General features: G+C 67.3%; 16 protein-coding genes and 2 pseudogenes. 9 read left to right on the top strand and 9 right to left on the bottom strand.

The annotated features are described in order from the left end of the window. Positions 1–62: 62 nt before the first annotated feature. A complete protein-coding gene (locus OG385_RS14480; protein WP_266855079.1) occupies positions 63–512 on the top strand; it encodes a hypothetical protein in 450 nt (149 codons plus the stop codon). A gap of 308 nt (positions 513–820) precedes the next feature. Here the strand turns inward: OG385_RS14480 and OG385_RS14475 are convergent, their stop codons facing one another. Continuing rightward, positions 821–1,156, bottom strand: a complete 336-nt coding sequence (locus OG385_RS14475; RefSeq protein ID WP_266855078.1) for a hypothetical protein — start codon at positions 1,154–1,156, stop codon at positions 821–823. Positions 1,157–1,207: 51 nt separating this feature from the next. After that, positions 1,208–3,259 (bottom strand): hypothetical protein, encoded by a 2,052-nt coding sequence (locus OG385_RS14470; RefSeq protein WP_266855077.1) that lies wholly within the window; start codon positions 3,257–3,259, stop codon positions 1,208–1,210. Positions 3,260–3,411: 152 nt separating this feature from the next. Here OG385_RS14470 and OG385_RS14465 point away from each other — a divergent pair, with 152 nt between their 5' ends. After that, the gene (locus OG385_RS14465; RefSeq protein WP_266855076.1) at positions 3,412–4,071 is read left to right on the top strand and encodes an HAD family hydrolase; all 660 of its coding nucleotides are present in this window, start codon (positions 3,412–3,414) and stop codon (positions 4,069–4,071) included. On the opposite strand, the gene OG385_RS14460 is transcribed toward OG385_RS14465, so the two are convergent. Further along, on the bottom strand, positions 4,052–5,326 hold the full coding sequence (locus OG385_RS14460) for a transcriptional regulator (protein ID WP_266855075.1): 1,275 nt from the start codon (positions 5,324–5,326) through the stop codon (positions 4,052–4,054). The genes OG385_RS14465 and OG385_RS14460 overlap by 20 nt on opposite strands. 606 nt (positions 5,327–5,932) lie before the next feature. Between OG385_RS14460 and OG385_RS14455 the strand changes: the two genes are divergently transcribed. The 4 genes from OG385_RS14455 to OG385_RS14440 all read left to right on the top strand — a co-directional run bounded on the left by OG385_RS14455 (position 5,933) and on the right by OG385_RS14440 (position 8,478). Continuing rightward, positions 5,933–6,157 carry a hypothetical protein gene (locus OG385_RS14455; protein ID WP_266855074.1) on the top strand — a complete coding sequence of 75 codons (225 nt, stop codon included), beginning with the start codon at positions 5,933–5,935 and terminating at the stop codon, positions 6,155–6,157. Between the two features lie 93 nt (positions 6,158–6,250). Beyond that, entirely contained in the window at positions 6,251–7,345 is a 1,095-nt protein-coding gene (locus OG385_RS14450; protein WP_266855073.1) for a radical SAM protein, read from the top strand. A 29-nt stretch (positions 7,346–7,374) separates the two neighbouring features. Continuing rightward, positions 7,375–7,920, top strand: coding sequence for a class IV adenylate cyclase (locus OG385_RS14445; protein WP_266855072.1), 546 nt, complete (start codon positions 7,375–7,377; stop codon positions 7,918–7,920). Positions 7,921–8,118: 198 nt separating this feature from the next. Further along, the gene (locus tag OG385_RS14440; RefSeq protein WP_266855071.1) at positions 8,119–8,478 is read left to right on the top strand and encodes a hypothetical protein; all 360 of its coding nucleotides are present in this window, start codon (positions 8,119–8,121) and stop codon (positions 8,476–8,478) included. A gap of 80 nt (positions 8,479–8,558) precedes the next feature. Here OG385_RS14440 and OG385_RS14435 read toward each other — a convergent pair. After that, a pseudogene (locus tag OG385_RS14435) lies at positions 8,559–8,777 on the bottom strand (molybdopterin-binding protein); the annotation flags it as partial. Between the two features lie 79 nt (positions 8,778–8,856). Here OG385_RS14435 and OG385_RS14430 point away from each other — a divergent pair. The 3 genes and pseudogenes from OG385_RS14430 to OG385_RS14420 all read left to right on the top strand — a co-directional run bounded on the left by OG385_RS14430 (position 8,857) and on the right by OG385_RS14420 (position 10,928). Further along, positions 8,857–9,544 (top strand): annotated as a pseudogene (locus OG385_RS14430) (transposase family protein). A 207-nt stretch (positions 9,545–9,751) separates the two neighbouring features. Then, positions 9,752–10,522 carry a thioesterase II family protein gene (locus OG385_RS14425; protein WP_266855070.1) on the top strand — a complete coding sequence of 257 codons (771 nt, stop codon included), beginning with the start codon at positions 9,752–9,754 and terminating at the stop codon, positions 10,520–10,522. A gap of 34 nt (positions 10,523–10,556) precedes the next feature. Further along, the gene (locus OG385_RS14420) at positions 10,557–10,928 is read left to right on the top strand and encodes a hypothetical protein (RefSeq protein ID WP_266855069.1); all 372 of its coding nucleotides are present in this window, start codon (positions 10,557–10,559) and stop codon (positions 10,926–10,928) included. A 5-nt stretch (positions 10,929–10,933) separates the two neighbouring features. Here OG385_RS14420 and OG385_RS14415 read toward each other — a convergent pair whose 3' ends face one another. The 5 genes from OG385_RS14415 to OG385_RS14395 all read right to left on the bottom strand — a co-directional run bounded on the left by OG385_RS14415 (position 10,934) and on the right by OG385_RS14395 (position 18,807). Next, on the bottom strand, positions 10,934–13,894 hold the full coding sequence (locus tag OG385_RS14415; protein WP_266855068.1) for a BTAD domain-containing putative transcriptional regulator: 2,961 nt from the start codon (positions 13,892–13,894) through the stop codon (positions 10,934–10,936). 424 nt (positions 13,895–14,318) lie between these two features. Further along, positions 14,319–16,406, bottom strand: a complete 2,088-nt coding sequence (locus OG385_RS14410; RefSeq protein WP_266855067.1) for an amino acid adenylation domain-containing protein — start codon at positions 16,404–16,406, stop codon at positions 14,319–14,321. A 3-nt stretch (positions 16,407–16,409) separates the two neighbouring features. Next, positions 16,410–16,661, bottom strand: coding sequence for a phosphopantetheine-binding protein (locus OG385_RS14405; RefSeq protein ID WP_266855066.1), 252 nt, complete (start codon positions 16,659–16,661; stop codon positions 16,410–16,412). 102 nt (positions 16,662–16,763) lie between these two features. Then, positions 16,764–18,017: a cytochrome P450 gene (locus OG385_RS14400; RefSeq protein ID WP_266855065.1), complete on the bottom strand. Its 1,254-nt coding sequence runs from the start codon at positions 18,015–18,017 to the stop codon at positions 16,764–16,766. 64 nt (positions 18,018–18,081) lie between these two features. Next, on the bottom strand, positions 18,082–18,807 hold the full coding sequence (locus OG385_RS14395; protein WP_266855064.1) for a thioesterase II family protein: 726 nt from the start codon (positions 18,805–18,807) through the stop codon (positions 18,082–18,084). Positions 18,808–18,851 lie beyond the last annotated feature (44 nt).

Here is an 18,851-nt window from a genome sequence, read left to right as displayed (position 1 = left end):
ACGGTGGCGCTTCGCGCGAGAACCAGCAGCAGTCAGGCCGTGGGCCAGAGAAGAGGAGACCCGTGCAGGAACGCCTATATATACGTTTCCAAGGAGTGGTCCGGAGTCGGCGTGGCCATTTCCCCGGCGTGTTCGCTCTGGCCAATGGCCTTGCTCGTGACGGGAAGCTCAACGAGGACGAGTACAGGTTCTGGCGAGCCAATAACGACTGGTACAACGCCGCCTATCCGGATCCGTCGACTACCGACCCAACCGTGTACGACTACGAACTACACCCCGGCGCAGTCGCTTGGTTCAAGAGCACTGCTGCCCACCTGATTGACCGGGTGTCTGGATACTTGGAGATTCTGGACGCCCACGGAGTGCCGTGCGAGCGCATCGAGTCACCATCGCCCGGACGGATCATCTATGAAGATGACGTTCAGGTTGTTGTGGTGCCACTCGAAATTACGCATTCGACAGCGGCACAGCAGCAAAGGAGTTGGGGCCGTGCGCCGAGTGCGGCCAGCTGATGCGCCGGTACGGGAGCGACGCGGCCATGTTCTGCGGCGTGTGCCGTGCGCTCTTGAACGGTCGGTAGACGACGGCGGTCTGCTGGATGCAACTGCACCCACCAACGCCGAAGGGGTCCCCCGCAAGCGGTGGACCCCTTCGGGTCGAGTGACTCGCCCGCGGGTTGCGCCACGGCACCACGGCAGCTGATACAGCCTGCTGTGAGACAGCTTTGCGAATGTGCTGAGTGAACGGCATGTCTGACGCCGACGTCGACTGGGTTTCCATCCAAGGGGTATGGGGCAGGATTCACGTCAGTGCCAGTTATTCAATTAAGCTTGGTGAAAATTTCGACGTCTTCGAGAGCGTCTGTCGCAGCGCCGACGAGTTCTCTGTCGTCAAGCAAGTTCCGGATAGCGGAAATTGCCTGTGGTGACACCTCTTTGTGGAGTCTGGCAAGGTGTCCCAGCGCGAGGGCTGAGGCCCTCCTGACATCCGGAATTGGGTGACCGGCGAAGTGCACGAGCCACTGCTCGACCCAGATTCTGTCAGGTACATACAACGCTGCAGCTACCAGAGCCTCGGAAATTTCGTACGGCTGTCCCGTCTGAAACGCCTGACCTGCTTCTTCTGCTGTAATCCTGCGGGGGGCTTCGTACTGCATAATTCCTCACGATCCCGCTCCATCTGCTGCAGTGAAGCGAATCCCTCACGGTTACTTAATTTTTCCCTTTGCTGTTACTCGCCCGGCCTTACGTAGGGCGCTCTGCATCTGCTGGCTCAGCTCACCCCACTGTCGAACATGGCCATGATATATCCCGGTACCATTGTGGGTTTCGTCGAATACGGCGAATTCTCCGGTTTCCGGATCGGTTCCGACCCTGCGAGTAGTGTTCGGATTGAAGCTGATGGAATTATCCAGGGTTTCCTGTGGGTGTGTTGGTTCCGGAGCGGCTGTCCCTCTCTGGTTCTGACCGTGCTTCGGCGAAGGCTTGAAAACCAAGTCCGGATCTGCTGCATCACCGGAGTTTGCCGAGCCGTCCTTGCTTCCGTTGGAACCGCCCTCACCCGCACCTCCATTGCCACCCTGGACCGCAAGGAGGACGCCGGCTGTGCCCAGACCGGCGGCCTCGACAGCCGCGACGGATGAAGCGCCGGCTGCACCCGCGATGACGCCGCCACCAGCGAGGGCCAGGCCGCCGGGCGGGAAGATCATGATCAGGGCGGCCAGCGCGAGGATGGTGAGGGCGATGCCTGCGTACAGCTCAAGGTTTTGCAGGGCCGCGAGAAGCATCGAGAAGGAGCCGGTGACAGCCCCGTTCAATGGGCGGCCCTGGTAACGGGCGAAGAGCAGCAGGCCGGTGGTTGCGGATGCGCCGACGGCGGTGAACACCCGCAGCCGCAACACGGCTTGGGGCTCTGCCAGAGGCTGGCGGGCGGTGGTGCGCCAAGCGCGGAGCATCAGGACCAGCTGGATGATGGCCCAGGCCAGTCCAGCTATGCCGAACCACATGAGCAGGCGTGGCCCGTCGCCGGTGGTGAAGTGCTTCTGGAGAGCTTTGGTCGCCGTGAACGAGCCGATGACCAGGAAGAGCAGGGAGGGCGCCATGAGGACGAACGGGATGGCCAGGAGAGGCCAGCGGCGACGCCAGGGGGCGCTGGGACGGATCGCCTTGAGCTGAGTACGTATTCGCGCTGTGTCCCAGGCGCCGGCGTGGTTGGCGGCGTCGATGCGCCCGGCGATGCTGGCGACTGCCTGGTGCAGCGCTTCAAGCCGATCGGGGTCGGTGCGTCCGGCGGCGTAGAGGAGAGATCTGCGCATGCGGGCGAAGCGCAGGGCGATGAGAGCTGTCCATGGCAGGCACCGGACACCGAATGTGGTGAGGGGACCGATGGCTGCGTTCCCGGTTCGCTCTGCGTTCAGGAGGATGGCGAGCATGGCCTGTTTGCCGCGTTGCAGGTGGGCGAAGTCGAGGGCCATGGCGATAGCGAGGCAGATCAGCGGCGTGTACGTCACCAGATCGTTGGCTGTGCCGAGCAGGGAGGCTGTCCAGCCGGGCGGGTGGGCGTCGCGGCTGCCGGTGTAGTTGACCAGGGTGTGGTGGCCCAACGCGTAGGCGATCGGCAGCAGTCCGAGCAGGCGTCGCCAGCCGCGGCCGCGCAGGAGCAGCCCGGCGCCGAGTGCTCCGATGGCACCCCAGGCCAGGTGGAGGTTGGTGTCCAGGCTGGGTTGGGTGAAGCTGAGGTCCAGGCTGCCCAGCGAGGCCGGCAGCCAGGTGGTCAGTACGGTGTGCCAGTCGGGTATGTACGTGGAGCTGAGACTCAGGCCCCCTGACAGCATCCAGCCGCCGTACGGATACGGGGCAGCGCGCTGGGCGTCGAGGAGATGACTCAGGAGTACCTCGTACAAGCCGAGTCCCGCGCCCGTTGCCGCGCCGAGGATCACGTAGTCGGTCAGGCCGAGTTGGTAGCGGATCTTGATGTTGACACCGGCGAGCAGTAGCGGTGTGAGCTTGGCGAGCTCCTCCACGACAGGGACGACGGTGTAACTGCCCCGTCCCATGGCTTCGACCAGTGGTTGCGTGGCGCTCGATGCCGCGGCATGCGCGTAGCCGAGCTCGATGAGTGCGGCTACAACTCCGCTGCCATAGACGCCGACTGCGACCGTAAGCACCACGGTCGACAACCGCAGGGACCTCATCGGCGATGCGATCACGGCGAGTTGCAGCACTCCGTAGATAGCTGCCGCAACCATGATGATCGACACGCGAGCCCCCGTTTGGCCATGGCGTTACGGAAAGAAACCACGACACTACAAGACGTGTAAATGGTTGCTGTTACGAGGCCCTACAGGGGTGTGCTGCCGCTTCAGCGAGGGCAATCTTCTCGGTCAGCGCGGAACCGTCTAACCTGCCGAGCATGATTCGCGCTGTGGTGTTCGATGTCGGTGAGTGCCTTGTGGACGAGACCCGTGAGTACGGGACCTGGGCGGACTGGCTGGGGGTGCCGCGGCATACTTTCGCGGCGATGTTCGGGGCGGTCATCGCGCAGGGGCGGGATTACCGGGAGACGTTCCAGGAGTTCCGGCCGGGGTTCGATCTGGCCGAGGAGCGGGACAGGCGTGCCGAGGCCGGCAAGCCGGAGTGGTTCGGCGAGGACGACCTCTATCCGGATGTACGGCCGACGCTGGCTGGGCTGCGCGAGGCCGGTCTCTGGGTCGGTATCGCCGGCAATCAGACCGTGCGGGCTGGCGGCCTGTTGCGTGGGTTGGATCTGCCGTCCGATCTCATCGCCACCAGTGACGACTGGGGTGCGTCGAAGCCGGACGTTAAGTTTTTCGAGCACGTCATCGAGGCGACGCCTGCCGAGCCGGGCGAGATTCTGTACGTCGGTGACCGGCTCGACAACGACATCCGCCCGGCCGTGCAGGCGGGGCTGCTGACGGCGCTGATCCGTCGGGGCCCCTGGGGCACGATCCAGCAGCGTGATCCGGAGGCCGACGCGATCACCACGATGCGGATCGACTCGCTGGCGGAGCTGCCGGGGAGGATCGCCAGGTTCAACGCTGGAGCGCGCTGACCGTCGTCCCCCAGTCGTAGAGCCGGTCGTCGAAGTCCCGGACGCACTGCTCGTTCTGCCACGGAGCGAGCGTGCGCCGCACTTCGCGTACGCGGTCCATGCCTGTGGCGTACCAGGTGGCGGCGAGCTGGTCGAGGGCCTGGCCGGCGTAGTGGCATGCCTCCTGCGGATTGCCGTCGGCTGCTGCCACCGCGGCCAGGTCTCCGAGGACGACGGTGCGTTGTTTGTCGGACTCGGGCGGCAGGTCTTCGAGGACCTGCTGAAGGGTCTCGCGGGCTTGAGGGAGGTGGCCCGCTTTGAGCTGGGTGTTGCCCTTGAAGGCTGCTAGCCGAGCGGGGCCGAACCAGTCCATCCATACGGGCGTGGTGTGCTCGGAACCGGCGGCGAGGGTGTCTTCGGCGTGGCTGATGAGGTTCAGGGCGGTGCGGGTGTTGCCGCAGCGGGTTTCGCATTCGGCTTCGACGGCGTCCAGCCAGGCGTGGAACTCGGCGGATGCGGGGCCGCGGCGGGCGTAGGTGCGGGCCGCCACCATTCGCTCTACTGCCGTCTCGCGTTCGCCTGCCCAGCCCGGGATGAAGGCCGTATGCGCGAGGATCGCGGATCCCAGAAGCGGATTATCCGCCTCGCCGGCGGCCTGGAGAGCGCGGAGCAACGTGTCACCGGCCTGGTCGGGTTGGCGGAGGTCGAAGAACTCAATGCGGCCTGCCAGCAGGTAGGACTCGGCGAGTGCGGCTGCGAGCCGGTGCCGGGCAGGTTCGACTGTCTCGGGCAGCAGCGCGCAGCCCAGCCGCGCGTGCTCCAGAATCGCAGGGTGGAGAGTGGCCGGCGCGACGGACCAGTACAAGTGCCGATGGGAACGGGTCACGGCTTCGAAGTTGGCTCCGACGCTGATCGGTTGTGTGATCGCGACGGATTGGGTGGGCACCGTGGCCAGGCGCGTGCCGGGCATGGAACGGGCCGTCGAGATCGGGCGGGGCTGACTATCCCGATGCTGTCCTGAGCCCCAGGGAGCGGAGAAGCCGAGATCTTCGGCCTCCTGACCCAGCAGATGGGTGAGTACGCGACGGATGTCCGGCTGGGGCCACGGCGGATTGTCGGACTCCCACCGCCGGACCTGGCGGACACCAACGGCCAGTCCCCGGATGCCGAGCTGCGGCGCGTCCCTCGTGATGGCGTCCGCGAGGGCCTGCTGCGAGTTGTAACCCGCCGCCACTCGGGCGGCTTTGAGGCGAGTGTTGCCTATGGGACGGGACATGACTCCTCCGTGGTATCGGAACCTCACCTGAGGCTCTCACGCTACGTCCCCTTCGCGGCACCAACTCATCAAACAGGTGAATGGAAGCCCTCTTTGAGTCCTCTGGGTGACCCTTTGAAGTCCTCGAATGGGACGTAAGGTCTCGCGAGGATGACACCTCCGCACATTCAAGCCTTAGTGCTCAGTGAGGAGTTGTCCCTTCGTGTCACAAGAGACCTCGGAACCACCCACGATGCGCACGGTAGGAAGCTGCGAGATCCAGGGCGCCGGATTCCGCTGGGACGCCGTACGCGTGCCACGAAGCGTCGGGGTGCGTGTGCTGGTCGCACTCGGTTCTCGTAGCGGTGCCGTGATCGAAGATCCGCGTGAACCGGCCCTCTACTGGTTCGTACGGACGGGCACCGCGGCCGTCTGGAATGTGCCTGACACGCGACCACTCGGCCCGAACCAGCACCTTGTCGTCCCTCCGCCGCATCGCGTGCGCGGGCCGGGTCCCCACTGGCGGATCAGTCCCGGGGACGGCCAGATGCTGACGGACGCCCAGGTGCTTCACGCGGCAGTTGAAGGCGTAACAGCTCCTCCCCGAGCACCAGTTACGGAGTCGGCATGACCACTTCCCTGTACTCGGGCCCCGCGCGGCAGCGCTTCGGCGCGTCGGCCGCGGCACCGCCTGCGGGCCGTGACCTTCTCGGCATGGTTCTCGGCGTCATATGGGCCCTCGGCTCGATCGTCGCCGTGTGCGGGCTTGCCTACCTGACCCAGCACAGCCCGGCGCCGGTGCAGACGGGCAGCGCAGCCGCGTCCGCCCCTGACTCGGCTATCAGTTCCTGACCCGGTCAGTACAGGGGCCAGTCGACCGGGCCCACCTCAGCCAGATCTCTCCCTCCAGGCCACCGGCTTGCCATGCCGAAGGAGCAACGTCACATGTTCCAGAACCGCGCTTTACGAAACGTCAGCGATGACGTTCCCATCCATGTCTCGATGGACCGGACACTGCGCGTCAAAGTCATCGACGCATGCGGCATGACGTGCACGTTCTGCCATAACGAGGGAACTCCGGTCAGCGCCGACAACCATCCCCGCTGGCCCGAACGTTTCACCCCCACTGGCCCCTCGGGGAGGACCTCCCTTTACGTTGCCACCAACGGCGCCCGCTTCACCAGCGCCCCCATCATCCCGGACGAGGCGTTCCGCGCTGCCCTCACGCAACTTCGCGACGCACTGGACTTCGACGAGGTCCACCTCACCGGCGGGGAACCGACCCTGCACCCCAAGCTGCCACAGATCGTCGCCCTCGCACGGCGGGCGGGCTACTCGGCCAGTGTCACCTCGAACGGCGAGAACGGTGTGAGGTCCTTGCCCGGCTGTGCGGACGCCGGACTTCGGCACGTCAACTTCTCGATCTTCGGCACTACCCCCGACGAGCTCGCGCAGGTTCAGAGCACACGGTTCAGGGTCCGGGCGCTGGCAACGCGGAAGATCGAAGCGCTGGAGGACTCGATCCGCGTCGCTGTGTCGCTCGGTATCGGAGTGCGGGCGAACGTCGTCATCCCCGATCACACCCATGTGCAGAGGGTCCACCGGCTGCTGCAGAAGTACTCGCCGAGGTTATCCGTGCGGATACTGACGTCGCTGGCTGATGGTGATGCCTCTCTTGACGCCGTTGATCTTCTCTTGGCCGAGCTTGGTGCCGTTCCGCAGGAGATCCGGCTGATCGCAGGTACGTCAGGCTTCCGCATCGCCTATCGGCTTCCGTCGGGCCGGCAGCTCGTGGTGAAGCACATCCGTTCCCTGCGGCTGCCTGATACGTGTGCCGGCTGCAGGTTCAACAACAGCGTTGACTGTCAGGAGGGTTACTACGGGGTGCGGCTCTACCGAGACCCGGACGGCACCTTCCACGTCGGCGTGTGTATTCAGCGCATGGACCTGTGTCTGCCCGTGGAAGAGTTCGTGGGCAGCGACGCGTGCGCCGAGATCAGGAAGATGCGCGAGCAGGACCTGCACGACCTGACCGCGTAGATAGCGAAACAAACGAGAGCGAGGACGCTGTGGCCCAGCACGAATACGAAGCCAAGTTCCTGGAGATCGACGCGGACACCGTACGCGACCGCCTGCGAACGGCCGGGGCCGAGCGGGCCTTCGACAAGACCATGTTCACCCGGCTCATCTTCGAGAACGACGCCGTCCAGGGCGAGCAGTGGCTGCGCCTGCGTGACGAGGGCGGCAAGACCACCCTCACGCTCAAGCAGGTCACCGACGCCACTCACATCAACGGCACCACCGAGATCGAGATCGAGGTGAACGACCTGGAACAGACCGCGGAACTCCTCGCGGCCCTGGGCCTGCGCCAGGTGCGGTACCAGCAGAACTACCGCGAGGAATGGCAGCTCGACGGCGTCACCTACGACTTCGACACCTGGCCGGACCTCCCCACCTTCCTGGAGATCGAGAGCACCTCCGAAGAGGCCGTACGCAAGGCGGTGGCCTCACTCGGACTCGACTACACCGAGGCCCGCTTCGGCAGCATCGACCTGATCTACAAGAGCGAGCGAGACAGGGACATCCTCGCCGAACCCACTCTGCTCTTCGGCTGACTCCTGGCTTCCCGGTCGGTCGCCACAGCTGGGGCGGGGGACGGAGCGGCCCCGGTACGCGGTTCGACAGGCGACGCTCCACGTCCTTCCGGTCACTGCGACGTTGGTCCAGGGATGGAGACAACGGCCCCGACACCCCGCGTCCTCGTGATCGGTCTCGACCCGTATCGGGTTCCCGGACCTTGGGATCCCAAGCCGGTGGCCGACGCAACCGAGGTGGGAATCGCTCGATTCGCTGAGCACGGCGTCGGCGTTGATACTTGCCTTTTCGTCCTCGATGGCAGCGACGACATGGAGACAGTCGTCGTCGCTGCCCTTGCTGCCCGTCCTTGGGAGTGCGTCATTGTCGGCGGCGGTGCGCGGGCGCCTGAAGATCAGCTTGCGCTTTTCGAACGAGTGCTCAATCTTGTCCGCCAACACGCCCCCGACGCGGCGATCGCGTTCAACAGCACCCCTGCGGATACCTTCGATGCAGCTGCCCGCTGGATTGACATTCCCGCAGGACCGACCAGCGGCGGTCAGGGCCTTCGGGGACCGGACCCTACCCACGGTGAGTGAGATTGCGCCGCGCAATTGGAGCCTCACACGTCACGGACCTGTGGTGTGTTCTCCGGTTTCTCACCTACCCGGCGCGGTGGTTACGAGATGTCGATGTGGACGTTGGTGGACTTCACATGGGCGGTGGCCCGCTTGCCGACCTCCAGGCCCAGCTCCTCGACCGCTTCGCGGGTGAGGAGGGAGACGAGCCTGTGGGGTCCGGCCTGAATCTCGACCTGGGCAGCGATGTCGCCGAGTTTGATCCTGGTGACGATGCCGGGGAAGGCATTGCGTACCGAGGTGTAGGAGCTATCGTCCTCGGTGGCGCTCTGCTGGGCTTGGCGGTCGTCGCGCACTGACTGCTCGTTCACTGGCGGAGTCGCGTCCTGGCAGCCGCTCATCGTCACCCGCGAGGGTGACCGCCGCTGTAAGCTTCCGCCGCACCAACACGCGCTGGTCGCTCTGGTGTACCCGCTCAAGCACGATATCCTGGCCCAGATCGCCCGCCCCCTTCGGTATATCGGTCGGCACCGTCCACGCCTACACTGCCGCGGTCATCGACCTCCTAGCCGACCGGTCACCCTGCCTGCTGAAGGTCCTGCATGAGACCGACCCGCAGTATGTTCTGCTCGACGGGAGCTCGCCGAGTGCGACCGGGTGGGCGACTTCCCGGCCGACTATTCCCACAAGGACCGCCGCTATGGAGCGAGCGTGCAGGTCGTGACCGACTCCAGCCGGCCGGGTGCTATGGATTTCGCCGTCCTTGCCCGGCCGGTGCCACGACCTGACCGCAGCCCGCATGCACCGCATCATCCGGATCTGCGAACGCCAGGGCGTCCCCATCCTGGCCGACCGCGCCTACACGGGCGCCGGCCCCTGGGTCACCACCGGACGCCGACGATCGCCCGGCGGACAACTGCCCCCGACACAACTGACGATCAACCGAGCACTGACCGCATCCCGGGCACCCGTCGAACGAGGGATGGCGCGGCTAAAGCCCTGGCGAATCTTCCGAAGACCCCAAATCAGCCCGAACCGCATGACGTCAATCGCCAAGGCGGTCCTCACCTTGGAGAGGCAACGCTGAAAAGACTCAGTGATCCGGTGTCAAGCCATGAACGGCAGTTCACCGTCCGTTGTACACACCCCGCACGCTGCACCCACGGTATCCCTGCCGGTGAACCGCCGGAAAAGCACCGCTGGGGGTGCCTGGCCGGAGAGAAGCATGGCTGACAGGCTCAAGCACGATATCGGCCGCCTCAGGGCGGGACACGCAGCGGCAGGAGGTGGAGGCATGGGGTCTTCCGACAACGAGTGGATCACGGGCCGTCACGCCGTGGGTACCCCCCGGGTGCGACTGATTGCCCTGCCCCAGGCGGGTGCCGGAGCCGGTGCGTTCGCCGGCTGGCGGGGGAGGCTCCCCGCCGGTGTTGAACTGGCACCGGTGCAGCTGCCGGGACGCGGTACCCGTGCGCACGAACCGACACCAGCGGACGTGCACGCCCTCGCCGATGCCCTGTTCCAGGCCGTGCGCCCCGAACTCACCATGCCATACGTGCTGTTCGGCCACAGCTTCGGAGGCTCCCTCGCCTACGAGCTGGCCGTCCGGGTGCAGCAGCATCGGCTGCGTGCCCCCCTCGCCACCCTGATCTCTGGCTCCCGCGCCCCCCAGACGCCCACGTTGCGGACCATGTCCGACCGCGACGACGACACCCTGAGCGTATGGCTGGCCAGGAACGGGGGGTTGCCAAAGGTGCTACTCAACGACGAATGGTTCCTCGGGGAGATCCTGCGTGTCGTGCGCATGGACCTGCGCTGGGCCGAGTCGTACTACGTGCCTGATCTGGTGCCGCTGAACTGCCCGCTGCACGTTTTCGGCGGAGCCGAGGACGAGATCACCCCGCCGGAGCAGTTGCCGCTCTGGGCGCGTTGCACCACCGGGGAGTTCACGGTGACGGTGTTGCCGGGTGGCCACTCCTTCCCGCACTCCGACCCCGACGCCTTACTCGCCGCCGCCCAGCGGGTCCTGGACCGCCCCCGGTCCACCACGTCCCGTCACCAGTGAGGAGCAGTACCCGGTGGGAACTCCTTTCGATCCCATGAGCGAAGCGGAAACATGGCACAGCCTCCTCGATGAGGTGCACGCGCTCGCCAACTGTCCTGGGTGGTCCGCGGCTTACAGCCCTCCACCCACCCTCTCAGCAGAGCCGCTACGGGTCGACGCCCGGACCACGGACGGCATACACGAGGTCACCGCGGTCACCGTGCGCGGCGGGGACGACCCGCCGGCGTACTCCGAGGAGCAGGCGGCCTGCGTGCGGTCGGCCGTCCGCGCTCTACTGGACCTGATGGGGCACGAGTCCGGGCACACCACCACCGAGATTGCCTTGACAACTGCCGGGCCCCGGATCATGTCCTGTCGAGTGCATGGAGACGAGGAATTCGGCCTCGGCGGGCAGAGGGGTGCGTGACTCGGCTATTGCGGTGCGGCCCCCACCTCATAAGCCGCGCCCCGCCCGGTGCCGTGGCCGACAATGGCACCGGCGCCGGGCAGCGCGTCGGAGGTGGGTGGCGCCGCCGCAGGGCACGACGCCGTACTGAGGACGTGGATCGCAGCCGGTTCGGCGGAGGGGTGTCGGTCGACCGGTATTCTTAGCTCCGCAAACAGGTCCTCGGCGGCCGAGCGGTGACCGGCGGCGGCCTCGACATCGCCGAGGAGTGCGGCGACTCGCGCCATGCTTGCCAGCGCGTATGTCTCCTCCACCCGGTACCCGAAGGAGCGAGCCGTCTCAAGGGCTTGGGTGTGTAGCCGCAGAGCCGTGGCATGGTCCTGCCTGTGCTCCCACACCGCGCCCAGCATGTTCTCCACTCTGGCCCGGCGCAGCGGTGAAGCGCTCAGCCCGCTCAGGGCCAACGCTCTGTCGGCGAAGGCCGAGGCACGTTCGGTTTCGCCACGCCGGTAGGCGAGCTCCGCTGACAGGGCCAGAGTGAGGGCGACCTGGCCCGGTTCCCTGTCATCGCCGCAAAGGCCGCGCGCCTCGACAAGGTGGTGCTCGGCCGTGGCGTACCGCCGTAGCCCGGTGTGAGCGAGGGCGAGGTCGGTCAGCGCCACCAGAGCCGTCTCGTGCCGGCCCAGCCTGCGTACAAGCGACACAGCCCGCTCGGCGCTCTCGGCTGCCTCTGTGAACATCCCCCACTTCTCGTAGAGGGCGCTCAGGACGGTGAGGCTCTCGGCCTCGGCACGTGGGGAGCCCAGGTCGCGTTCCAGGGCGATGGCCGCCCGGAGGTGGGCCAGGGCTTTCTCGAAGCGTCCCTGCAGGCTGCCGTAGAGGCCGAGGGTCGCCTCACAGTGTGCCTGGGTGTGCCGGTCGGCATGCGCGACGGCCAACTCCAGCGCCTCCTCGGCTGCCGCGATGCCCTCGTCCTGCAGGCCGAGCTTCCAGCAGGCCACGCTGAGGTTGGACAGGCTCACGCCGATCAGCGCCGCGTCGTCCAGACGGCGGGCAGCGGCGACCGCGGTACGGCTCAACGCTGCGAACTCGTGCAGGTTCCCACGGGCATTGGAATAGAAGGCGACGTTGCGGGCCAGCCACACGGCGTGCCGGTCATACCCCGTCCCCGCAGCCAGTTCGACGGTGGACAAGAGGGTGATCAGCTCGCGGGAGAACCAGGAGTGTGCCTCGTCGACCCCGGTCAGGCGCGGCAGGCGGGCCGGGGAAGCCTGCAGTCCGGTGGGGCGGGGGCTACGCCCGGGGAAAATCGCTTCGCAGGCGGCCTCCGTGGCCGTCAGGTAGTAAGTGAGCAGCTGTTCCACCGCGGCGGTCCTGCTCTCCCTGGACTGCTGGGCGCACAGGCTGCGCGCGTAGCTGCGCACAAGATCGTGGAATGAGTACAGGTCGACGTCGGGCTGCTGTACGAGATGGGCGTCGAGCAGCGTCTCCAGGTGAGTCTCGGCCTCCCGGGTGCTCAGACCGAGCAGAGCCGCCGTGGAGTGAATGTCGAGGTCGCGGCCCGGATGCAGGGAAAGCGTGCGAAACGTCGCGCGGCAGTCGGCGGACAGCACCTGGTAGGACAGCCGCAGGGTACCGGCGACGCCTCGCTCACCGGAGCTGAGCTCGTCGAGTTTGCGGTCCTCGTCGCACAGCCGTTCCATCAGATAACGCACGGACCAGCGAGGGCGGTTGCTCAGGCGGGCCGTCGCTATGCGGATGGCCAGCGGTAGGTGGCCGCAGAGTCTGGCGAATTCCCCGGCGGCCTCCGGATCGGCGTCGATGCGCTGAGCGCCCAGAAGTTCCGCGACGAGGGTTTCACTCTCGCCGGGAGGCATCACGTCGATGTGGACCCACTCGGCGCCATCGAGATCCGTCAACCGGGCCCGACTAGTAACCAGCACCAGACAGCCGCGGGAGTTAGGCAGCAACTGGCTGACCACCGAGTGGTCGACAGCGTTGTCGAACAGGAGTAGCACGCGCTTCCCAGCCAGGGTGGCGCGCCACAGGGCGATGCGGTCGGCCACGTCGTCGGGGATGCGGTCGCGGGGCAGGCCAAGGGCGCACAGAAGGACTTCCAGGGCGGTTCCGACCCCGACGGGGCGCTCCTGCGGGGAGTAGCCGCGCAGGTCGATGTAGAGCTGTCCGTCCGGATAGGCCGGGCACAGCTGGTAAGCGGCGCGTACCGCCATCGAAGTCTTGCCGACACCACCCATGCCGTCGATGGCGACTACGCGGGTGCCCTGGTCTTCGCACTGGGCGCCGGCAAGCAGCAGCTGAAGTTCCGCGTCCCGGCCGACGAAGTCGGCGACGTCGCACGGCAGGGTACGGGGGACGCCTGGTGTCGACACCGGCTTGGGAGCGGGTGGCGCGGGCGCGGCCCGCCCGGTGGGAGCAGGGCCGGCCGCTTCCGGGGTCTCCACAAGGATCGCTTCGTATACGCGTACCAGCTGCGGCCCGGGATCGATGCCGAGTTCCTCGGCGAGCTGCTCGCGTACCCTGCCGTACTCCTCCAGTGCCTCGGCGCGCCGCCCAGAGCGGTACAGCGCGAGCATCAGCTGGCCCCGAAAGCCCTCCTGGTAGGGGTACAGGCTGACGTATCTGCGCAGGTCGCTCACGAGCTCGGCGGCTTCGCTGAGGGCAAGCCGCAGGTCGTAATACTTCTCCAGGGCAGTCAGCCGACGGTCCTCGACAGCCACGGCGGCGGCGTCGAGGACGGCCCCTCCCAAACCAGACAGGACGGGACCACGCCACAATTCCAGTGCAGCGTGCAGCAGTTCTACCGCCTCGCGCGGCCCGTACGTCTCGAACGCTTTTCTGGCATCGTGCACCTGGGCGTCGAATCGTCCCAGATCGAGTTGGTCGTCGTCGATGACCAGCGCATAGGCCGGGCCGTCGGTGACCAGAAGCGGGCCGATGCCGGGGACGCGGTGGCGTAGGTCGGCCACGGTCTTGCGTACCTGGTGCGCCGCTGTCGCCGGAGGGTCCCCGGGCCAACCGGCCTCGACCAGGCGGGAGACCGGGATGACCTTGCCGGCCTCCAGCAGGAGGGTGCCAAGGACCCGGCGTTGAAGCGGTCCGGCCAGGTCGAACCGGGTGTCATCCGCCCATACCTCCAGGGACCCGAGGACATTGAACCGAAGAATCGTTCATCCCCCCTGCCGCCCCTGGATTTCCGCGCGTGATCACTTAACGATTCCGCCGCAACACGGTACTCGTTCCTTCACAATGCGGCAACCATACCTTCAAGCCTCGCGGCAACGGGAGGCCCGGCGCTTCACGGAATGGACGATGGACGGCTGCCGGGGTGCGGAACCACCATCGCCAAGCTCCTGGCGCCCGTCTCGAGAGGTGTCGGCGCCAGGAGCGAGGTCATCCCACCGGGACGGCGAGCGCGGTGAGAGCAGCCCGGTCCACCTTTCCGTTGGGTGTCACCGGCAGCCGGTCAACGACTGCCCACAGTGCCGGGACCATGTAGCCGGGCAACCGTTCCACGAGCGTTGCCCGCACCCGGCGGGGATCCACCCGGGCGCCATCCATAGGCACCAGGGCGGCGACCAGACGCCGGTCTGCAGCGTCGGTGGCGGTCGCGGTGGCGAACACGAATGCGTCCTGCACCCCGGGGTGGGCTGCCGCGGCCGCCCCGACCTCCCCCGGCTCCACCCGGTGGCCGCGCAGTTTCACCTGATCGTCGCTCCGGCCCAGGAACAACAGGCGGCCGCACGAGTCGAGGCGAACCAGATCCCCAGTGCGGTAGAGACGCTCGGGCAACCCGGGGCAGAAGTACCCGAAGCGGCGGGCCGTCTCCGCCTCGTCCCCCAGATAACCTACGGCCAGTCCCGCACCTCCGGTGTGTAGTTCGCCGACTGCGCCGGGCGGCACCGGCCGTCCGTCCGGGCCGAGCACGTGGACGCTGGTACCGGGCACCGGGGCACCGATCGGCAGCGGCCCGACGGCTTCCTGCGGCCGCGTCAACGAGAAGGTGGTAGTGAAAGTGGTGTTCTCGGTCGGCCCGTATCCGTTGGTGACCGTCAGGCCCGGGTACTTGGCCAGCAGGCGGGCCACGTGTTCGTGCGGTACCACGTCCCCGCCGGTCAGCAACTGCCGCAGCCCGCCCAGACCGTCGGGGGCGAACTCCACGACCAGTCGGAAGAGCCCGGCGGTCAGCCAGGCGACAGTTGCGCCCCGCTCCAACAGGAAGTCACCCAGGTCGGACGGTGCGGGGATGCCCGGGGGGTACACCTCCAGAGCAGCCCCTGACAGAAGCGCGGCCCACAATTCCAGGGTGGAGGCATCGAAGGCCAGCGGCGCCAGGCGCAGCATCCGGTCGCCCGAGCCGAGGAGCGCGACTTCTCCGTCCTGCACGAGGCGGATCACCGCACGGTGCGGGATGCACACCCCTTTCGGTTCACCGGTAGAGCCGGAGGTGAAGGCGATGTAGGCGAGCCGTTCCGGATCGGAGGCAGCGGGTTTGACCCCGGGAACCGGTGCGGACTCCCACAGCGGACTCCAGGTCTCCACCGCCGGCACATCCTCCAGAGCTGGGTGCGCGGCGGCTCCGGGCCCAGCCAGGACGGCGGCGGGTGCGCACCGGCCCGTGATGCGGGCCAGGTGCGCGGCGGGTAGTTCCAGGTCGACGCCCACGTATGTGGCGCCAGCCCATACCGTGCCCAACACCGCCACCACCTCGGCGACCGACCGGTCCAGACCGATCAGCACCCGGTCCCCGGGCCCGACCCCTGCCTCTCGCAGTCGCTGTGCCTGCTGGGCGGCGGCCGCAGAGAGCTGGGCGTACGTCAGCTGCGCCACCTCGTCCCGCACGGCTGGGGCGTCCGGAGTGCGGGCCGCCACGTCGCGGAAGAGTGCGTCGAGGGAGACACTCGGAAACCGCATACCGGAGCGGTCGGCGGCGGCCAGCCGATCACGCCGTGCGGGGGCGATACACCGTACGTCCTCCAGCCGGCCGGAGGAGACAGCCAGGTCTGCGGCGGCGCAGCGGATGTCGTCGATGAGGTCGGCCAGGTCCCCGCCGCTCCACTGCGGTCCGCTGCCCTCGGCGGTGCCGGTCAGCGCCGGGTCGGCCAGATCGATGGTCAGGCGCAGGCCGACTCCGCCCTGTGGTGCGAACGCCAGGCAGACAGGGCCACCCGCCAGGTCGGGAAGACGGACGGCCGGGGCGTTCAGGGACAACAGGAAGTCATCCGTGTTCACGAGGTCGTTGATCTCGACGTCCAACGTCTCGCCCGCCCCCGGGCCCTGCGCGCCGGCGGCCGATACCCGGGCCTGCAGAACGGTGAAGCCCGTCCATCGGCCCAGGGCGAGGGCGGCGGCGGCCAGCACCGGAGCGAGCGTCCCGACGCCGAGCTTGTCGGCGCGTTCCGCCAGCAGGGCTCCGGTGTCGGGGCCGATGTCGAAGGGCACTCGCAGCAGGGGCAAGGCGCTGTCGCTGTGGGTAGCCATCGGTCAGCCCCTCTCCAGGCCCGCGAGCAGATCCGCCTGACCACGGACAGTGGCGGCCTGGAGAACGTCCATGGTGCGCACCCGCAGTCCGGTCCCCAGGCGGATGCGTTCCACGAGCGCGACCAGGCGCAGGGAGTCGCCGCCCGCGTCGAAGAAGTTGACGTCGTCGGCCACCTCCTTGATCTCCAAGACCTCCCGCCACAGCGTGCGAAGGAGTTCGAGGTCGGCCGGGGCGGTAAGGGCGTTGTCTGGCATGAGTTTTCTCCAAGGAACAAGTTGTTCCCGCGCAAGGCGGGATGCCCAGCAGTGGACGTGAGGAAAAGAGGGGTGGGCTACGGCGCCGGTGAGACGTGCCGCTCAGCGCGCCGGGTTTGGCCGACGGCGGGCGGTGACGGGGACGTGCTTGTATCCGGAGGCGAACGTGGAGACCAGCCGCTCGGGCTGGCCTGCGAGTGCGAAGTCCTCGTAGCGCCCGAGCAGTTCCTCAAAGAGAATGCCCAGCGTCACCCGGGCGACGCTGTGGCCCACGCAGTAGTGCGGTCCGATGCCGAAGGCCAGGTGCTTGTTGGGCCGGCGGCGGATGTCGAAGGTCTGAGGGTCGGCGAAGACCCGCTCGTCCCGGTTGACTCCGCCCAGCCACACCACGACGGCGTCACCTGCGGCGACCAGCGTGCCGCGCAGGATGGTGTCGGTCGTCGCGTAGCGCATGACGTGATTGACCGGCGACGACCAGCGCAGTGCCTCCTCGTACGCGCTTTTGCTCAGTTCCGGATGACGCGCCCAGTCCTCCAGCACCCCACTGCCGGGCAGTTCGGCCATCACGAACGTCGGAGCGTGCGGCGTGGTGACGTTGGCACCCAGCAGGAGGCTGTAACAGTTGGAGATGACCTCACCTGGCGACATCGTGCGGCCCTCGAACCGAGTTGACATCAGCACGCTCAGTAGATCGTCGCCGAGATGGCCGCGGCGGTGGCTGACTATGTCCTGGAAGTAGCAGAACAGCTCCAGATGCGCCTTCTTCAGGGTGACATCCCTTCCGTTGGGCTCCTGGTACTCCGAGTCATCGGCGGCGATGCACATCGTGGTGATCCGGGTAAGCCACTCCCAGTCGGAACGCGGCAGACCCATCATGGTGCCGGTGACCCACATCGGCATGGCCATCATTGCCCGGCCGAAGTCGAACACTCCGCCTTCGCCCAGCGGCTCCAGCAGTTCCAGTACCAACGACCGGATGGTCTCTCGCTGCCGGACCACCGCCTTGTTGGTCAGCGCACGTTTCAGCCGGGCCTGCCGACGGGTGTGTAGCGGTGGGTCGGTGACAGCCAGCTGCTGGCCCCCGGCAGGGTCGTCGGTGCCGAGCAGGTCGATCAGGGTGCCGCGCTCCGACGTGAACGTGTCGGTGTCCCGCAGAACTTGATCGGCCTCGGCGTAGGTGACGACCGACCAGAAACCCCGGTCGGCGTCCACCTGCTGCCAGTGCAGGCCGTCCAGAGCGCTCATTTCGCGCCAGACAGCGGGGGCCGCGCCGCTGCTGTAGAGCGTCGGGTCCACCAGGTCCGTCGCCGTGGGGCGGAACGGGCAGCGGGAGATGGCCGCCTCTTGTACGAGCATGACCCATCCTTTCGTCGGGGTGCCGACGCCGTACGTAGTGGGCGCCGGTGCGGTCCTGCGGTGCTCAGCGGACAGGTGATCCGCTGTCGGCTGGCTGGAGGGCGGTGGCGATTGCCGCGAGCAGGCTGGCGGTGTGGTCCGTCAGGTACATGTGGCTGCCGTCGATCTCCGCGTAGTCGAATCCCGCGCTGGTCTCGCCGGCCCACCGAACGGCCTCCGCGGCGCTGATCAGAGTGTCGTCGCGACCGCGCAGGGAGGTGACCGGCACGTTAAGCCGGTCGGGGTGGCGGGAGCGGTATTCCTCGTGCATCCGGGAGTCCGCACGCAGGAGGGGCAGCATGATCTCCAGCAGCTCGGGGTCGTTCATGGCCGGGTGGCTGAAGCCAGCGACCCTGCGCAGCCCGGCGACGAACCCCGCGTCGTCCAGCGCGCTGATCCGTTCTACCGAGCGGTCTCGAGGTGCGTGGGCACCGCTGACGAACAGCCTGGTGACGCGTACCCCGCGTGCCACCAGGCGACGTGTCAGTTCATGGGCGAGTTCTGCGCCGAGGCTGTGACCGAACAGAGCGACCCGCGCGTCGTCGTCAAGCCGCTCGCACACCCAGGGGCACGCCTCGTCCATCGCGGCGCCGACTTCGGTGAACGGTGTCTCGCTGAAACGCTCTTCACGACCGGGCAGTTGTACCGGCAGCAGGGTCAGCCCCTCGGGCGCCAGCGGAGCCCATTTGCGGAAGAAGGACGCCCCGGCGCCGGCGAACGGAAGGCAGACCAAGGTGGTGGTGAGGTTCATAGTGGACCTTTCTGGCGCCTCAGCGCCGGTGTCCGAGGGCCGTC

Origin of the sequence: Streptomyces sp. NBC_01306, assembly GCF_026340465.1 — a bacterium.
Classification (GTDB): Bacteria; Actinomycetota; Actinomycetes; order Streptomycetales; family Streptomycetaceae; genus Streptomyces.
Note: the sequence above shows the minus strand (reverse complement) of the source record. Positions and strands in the feature narration are given on the sequence as shown.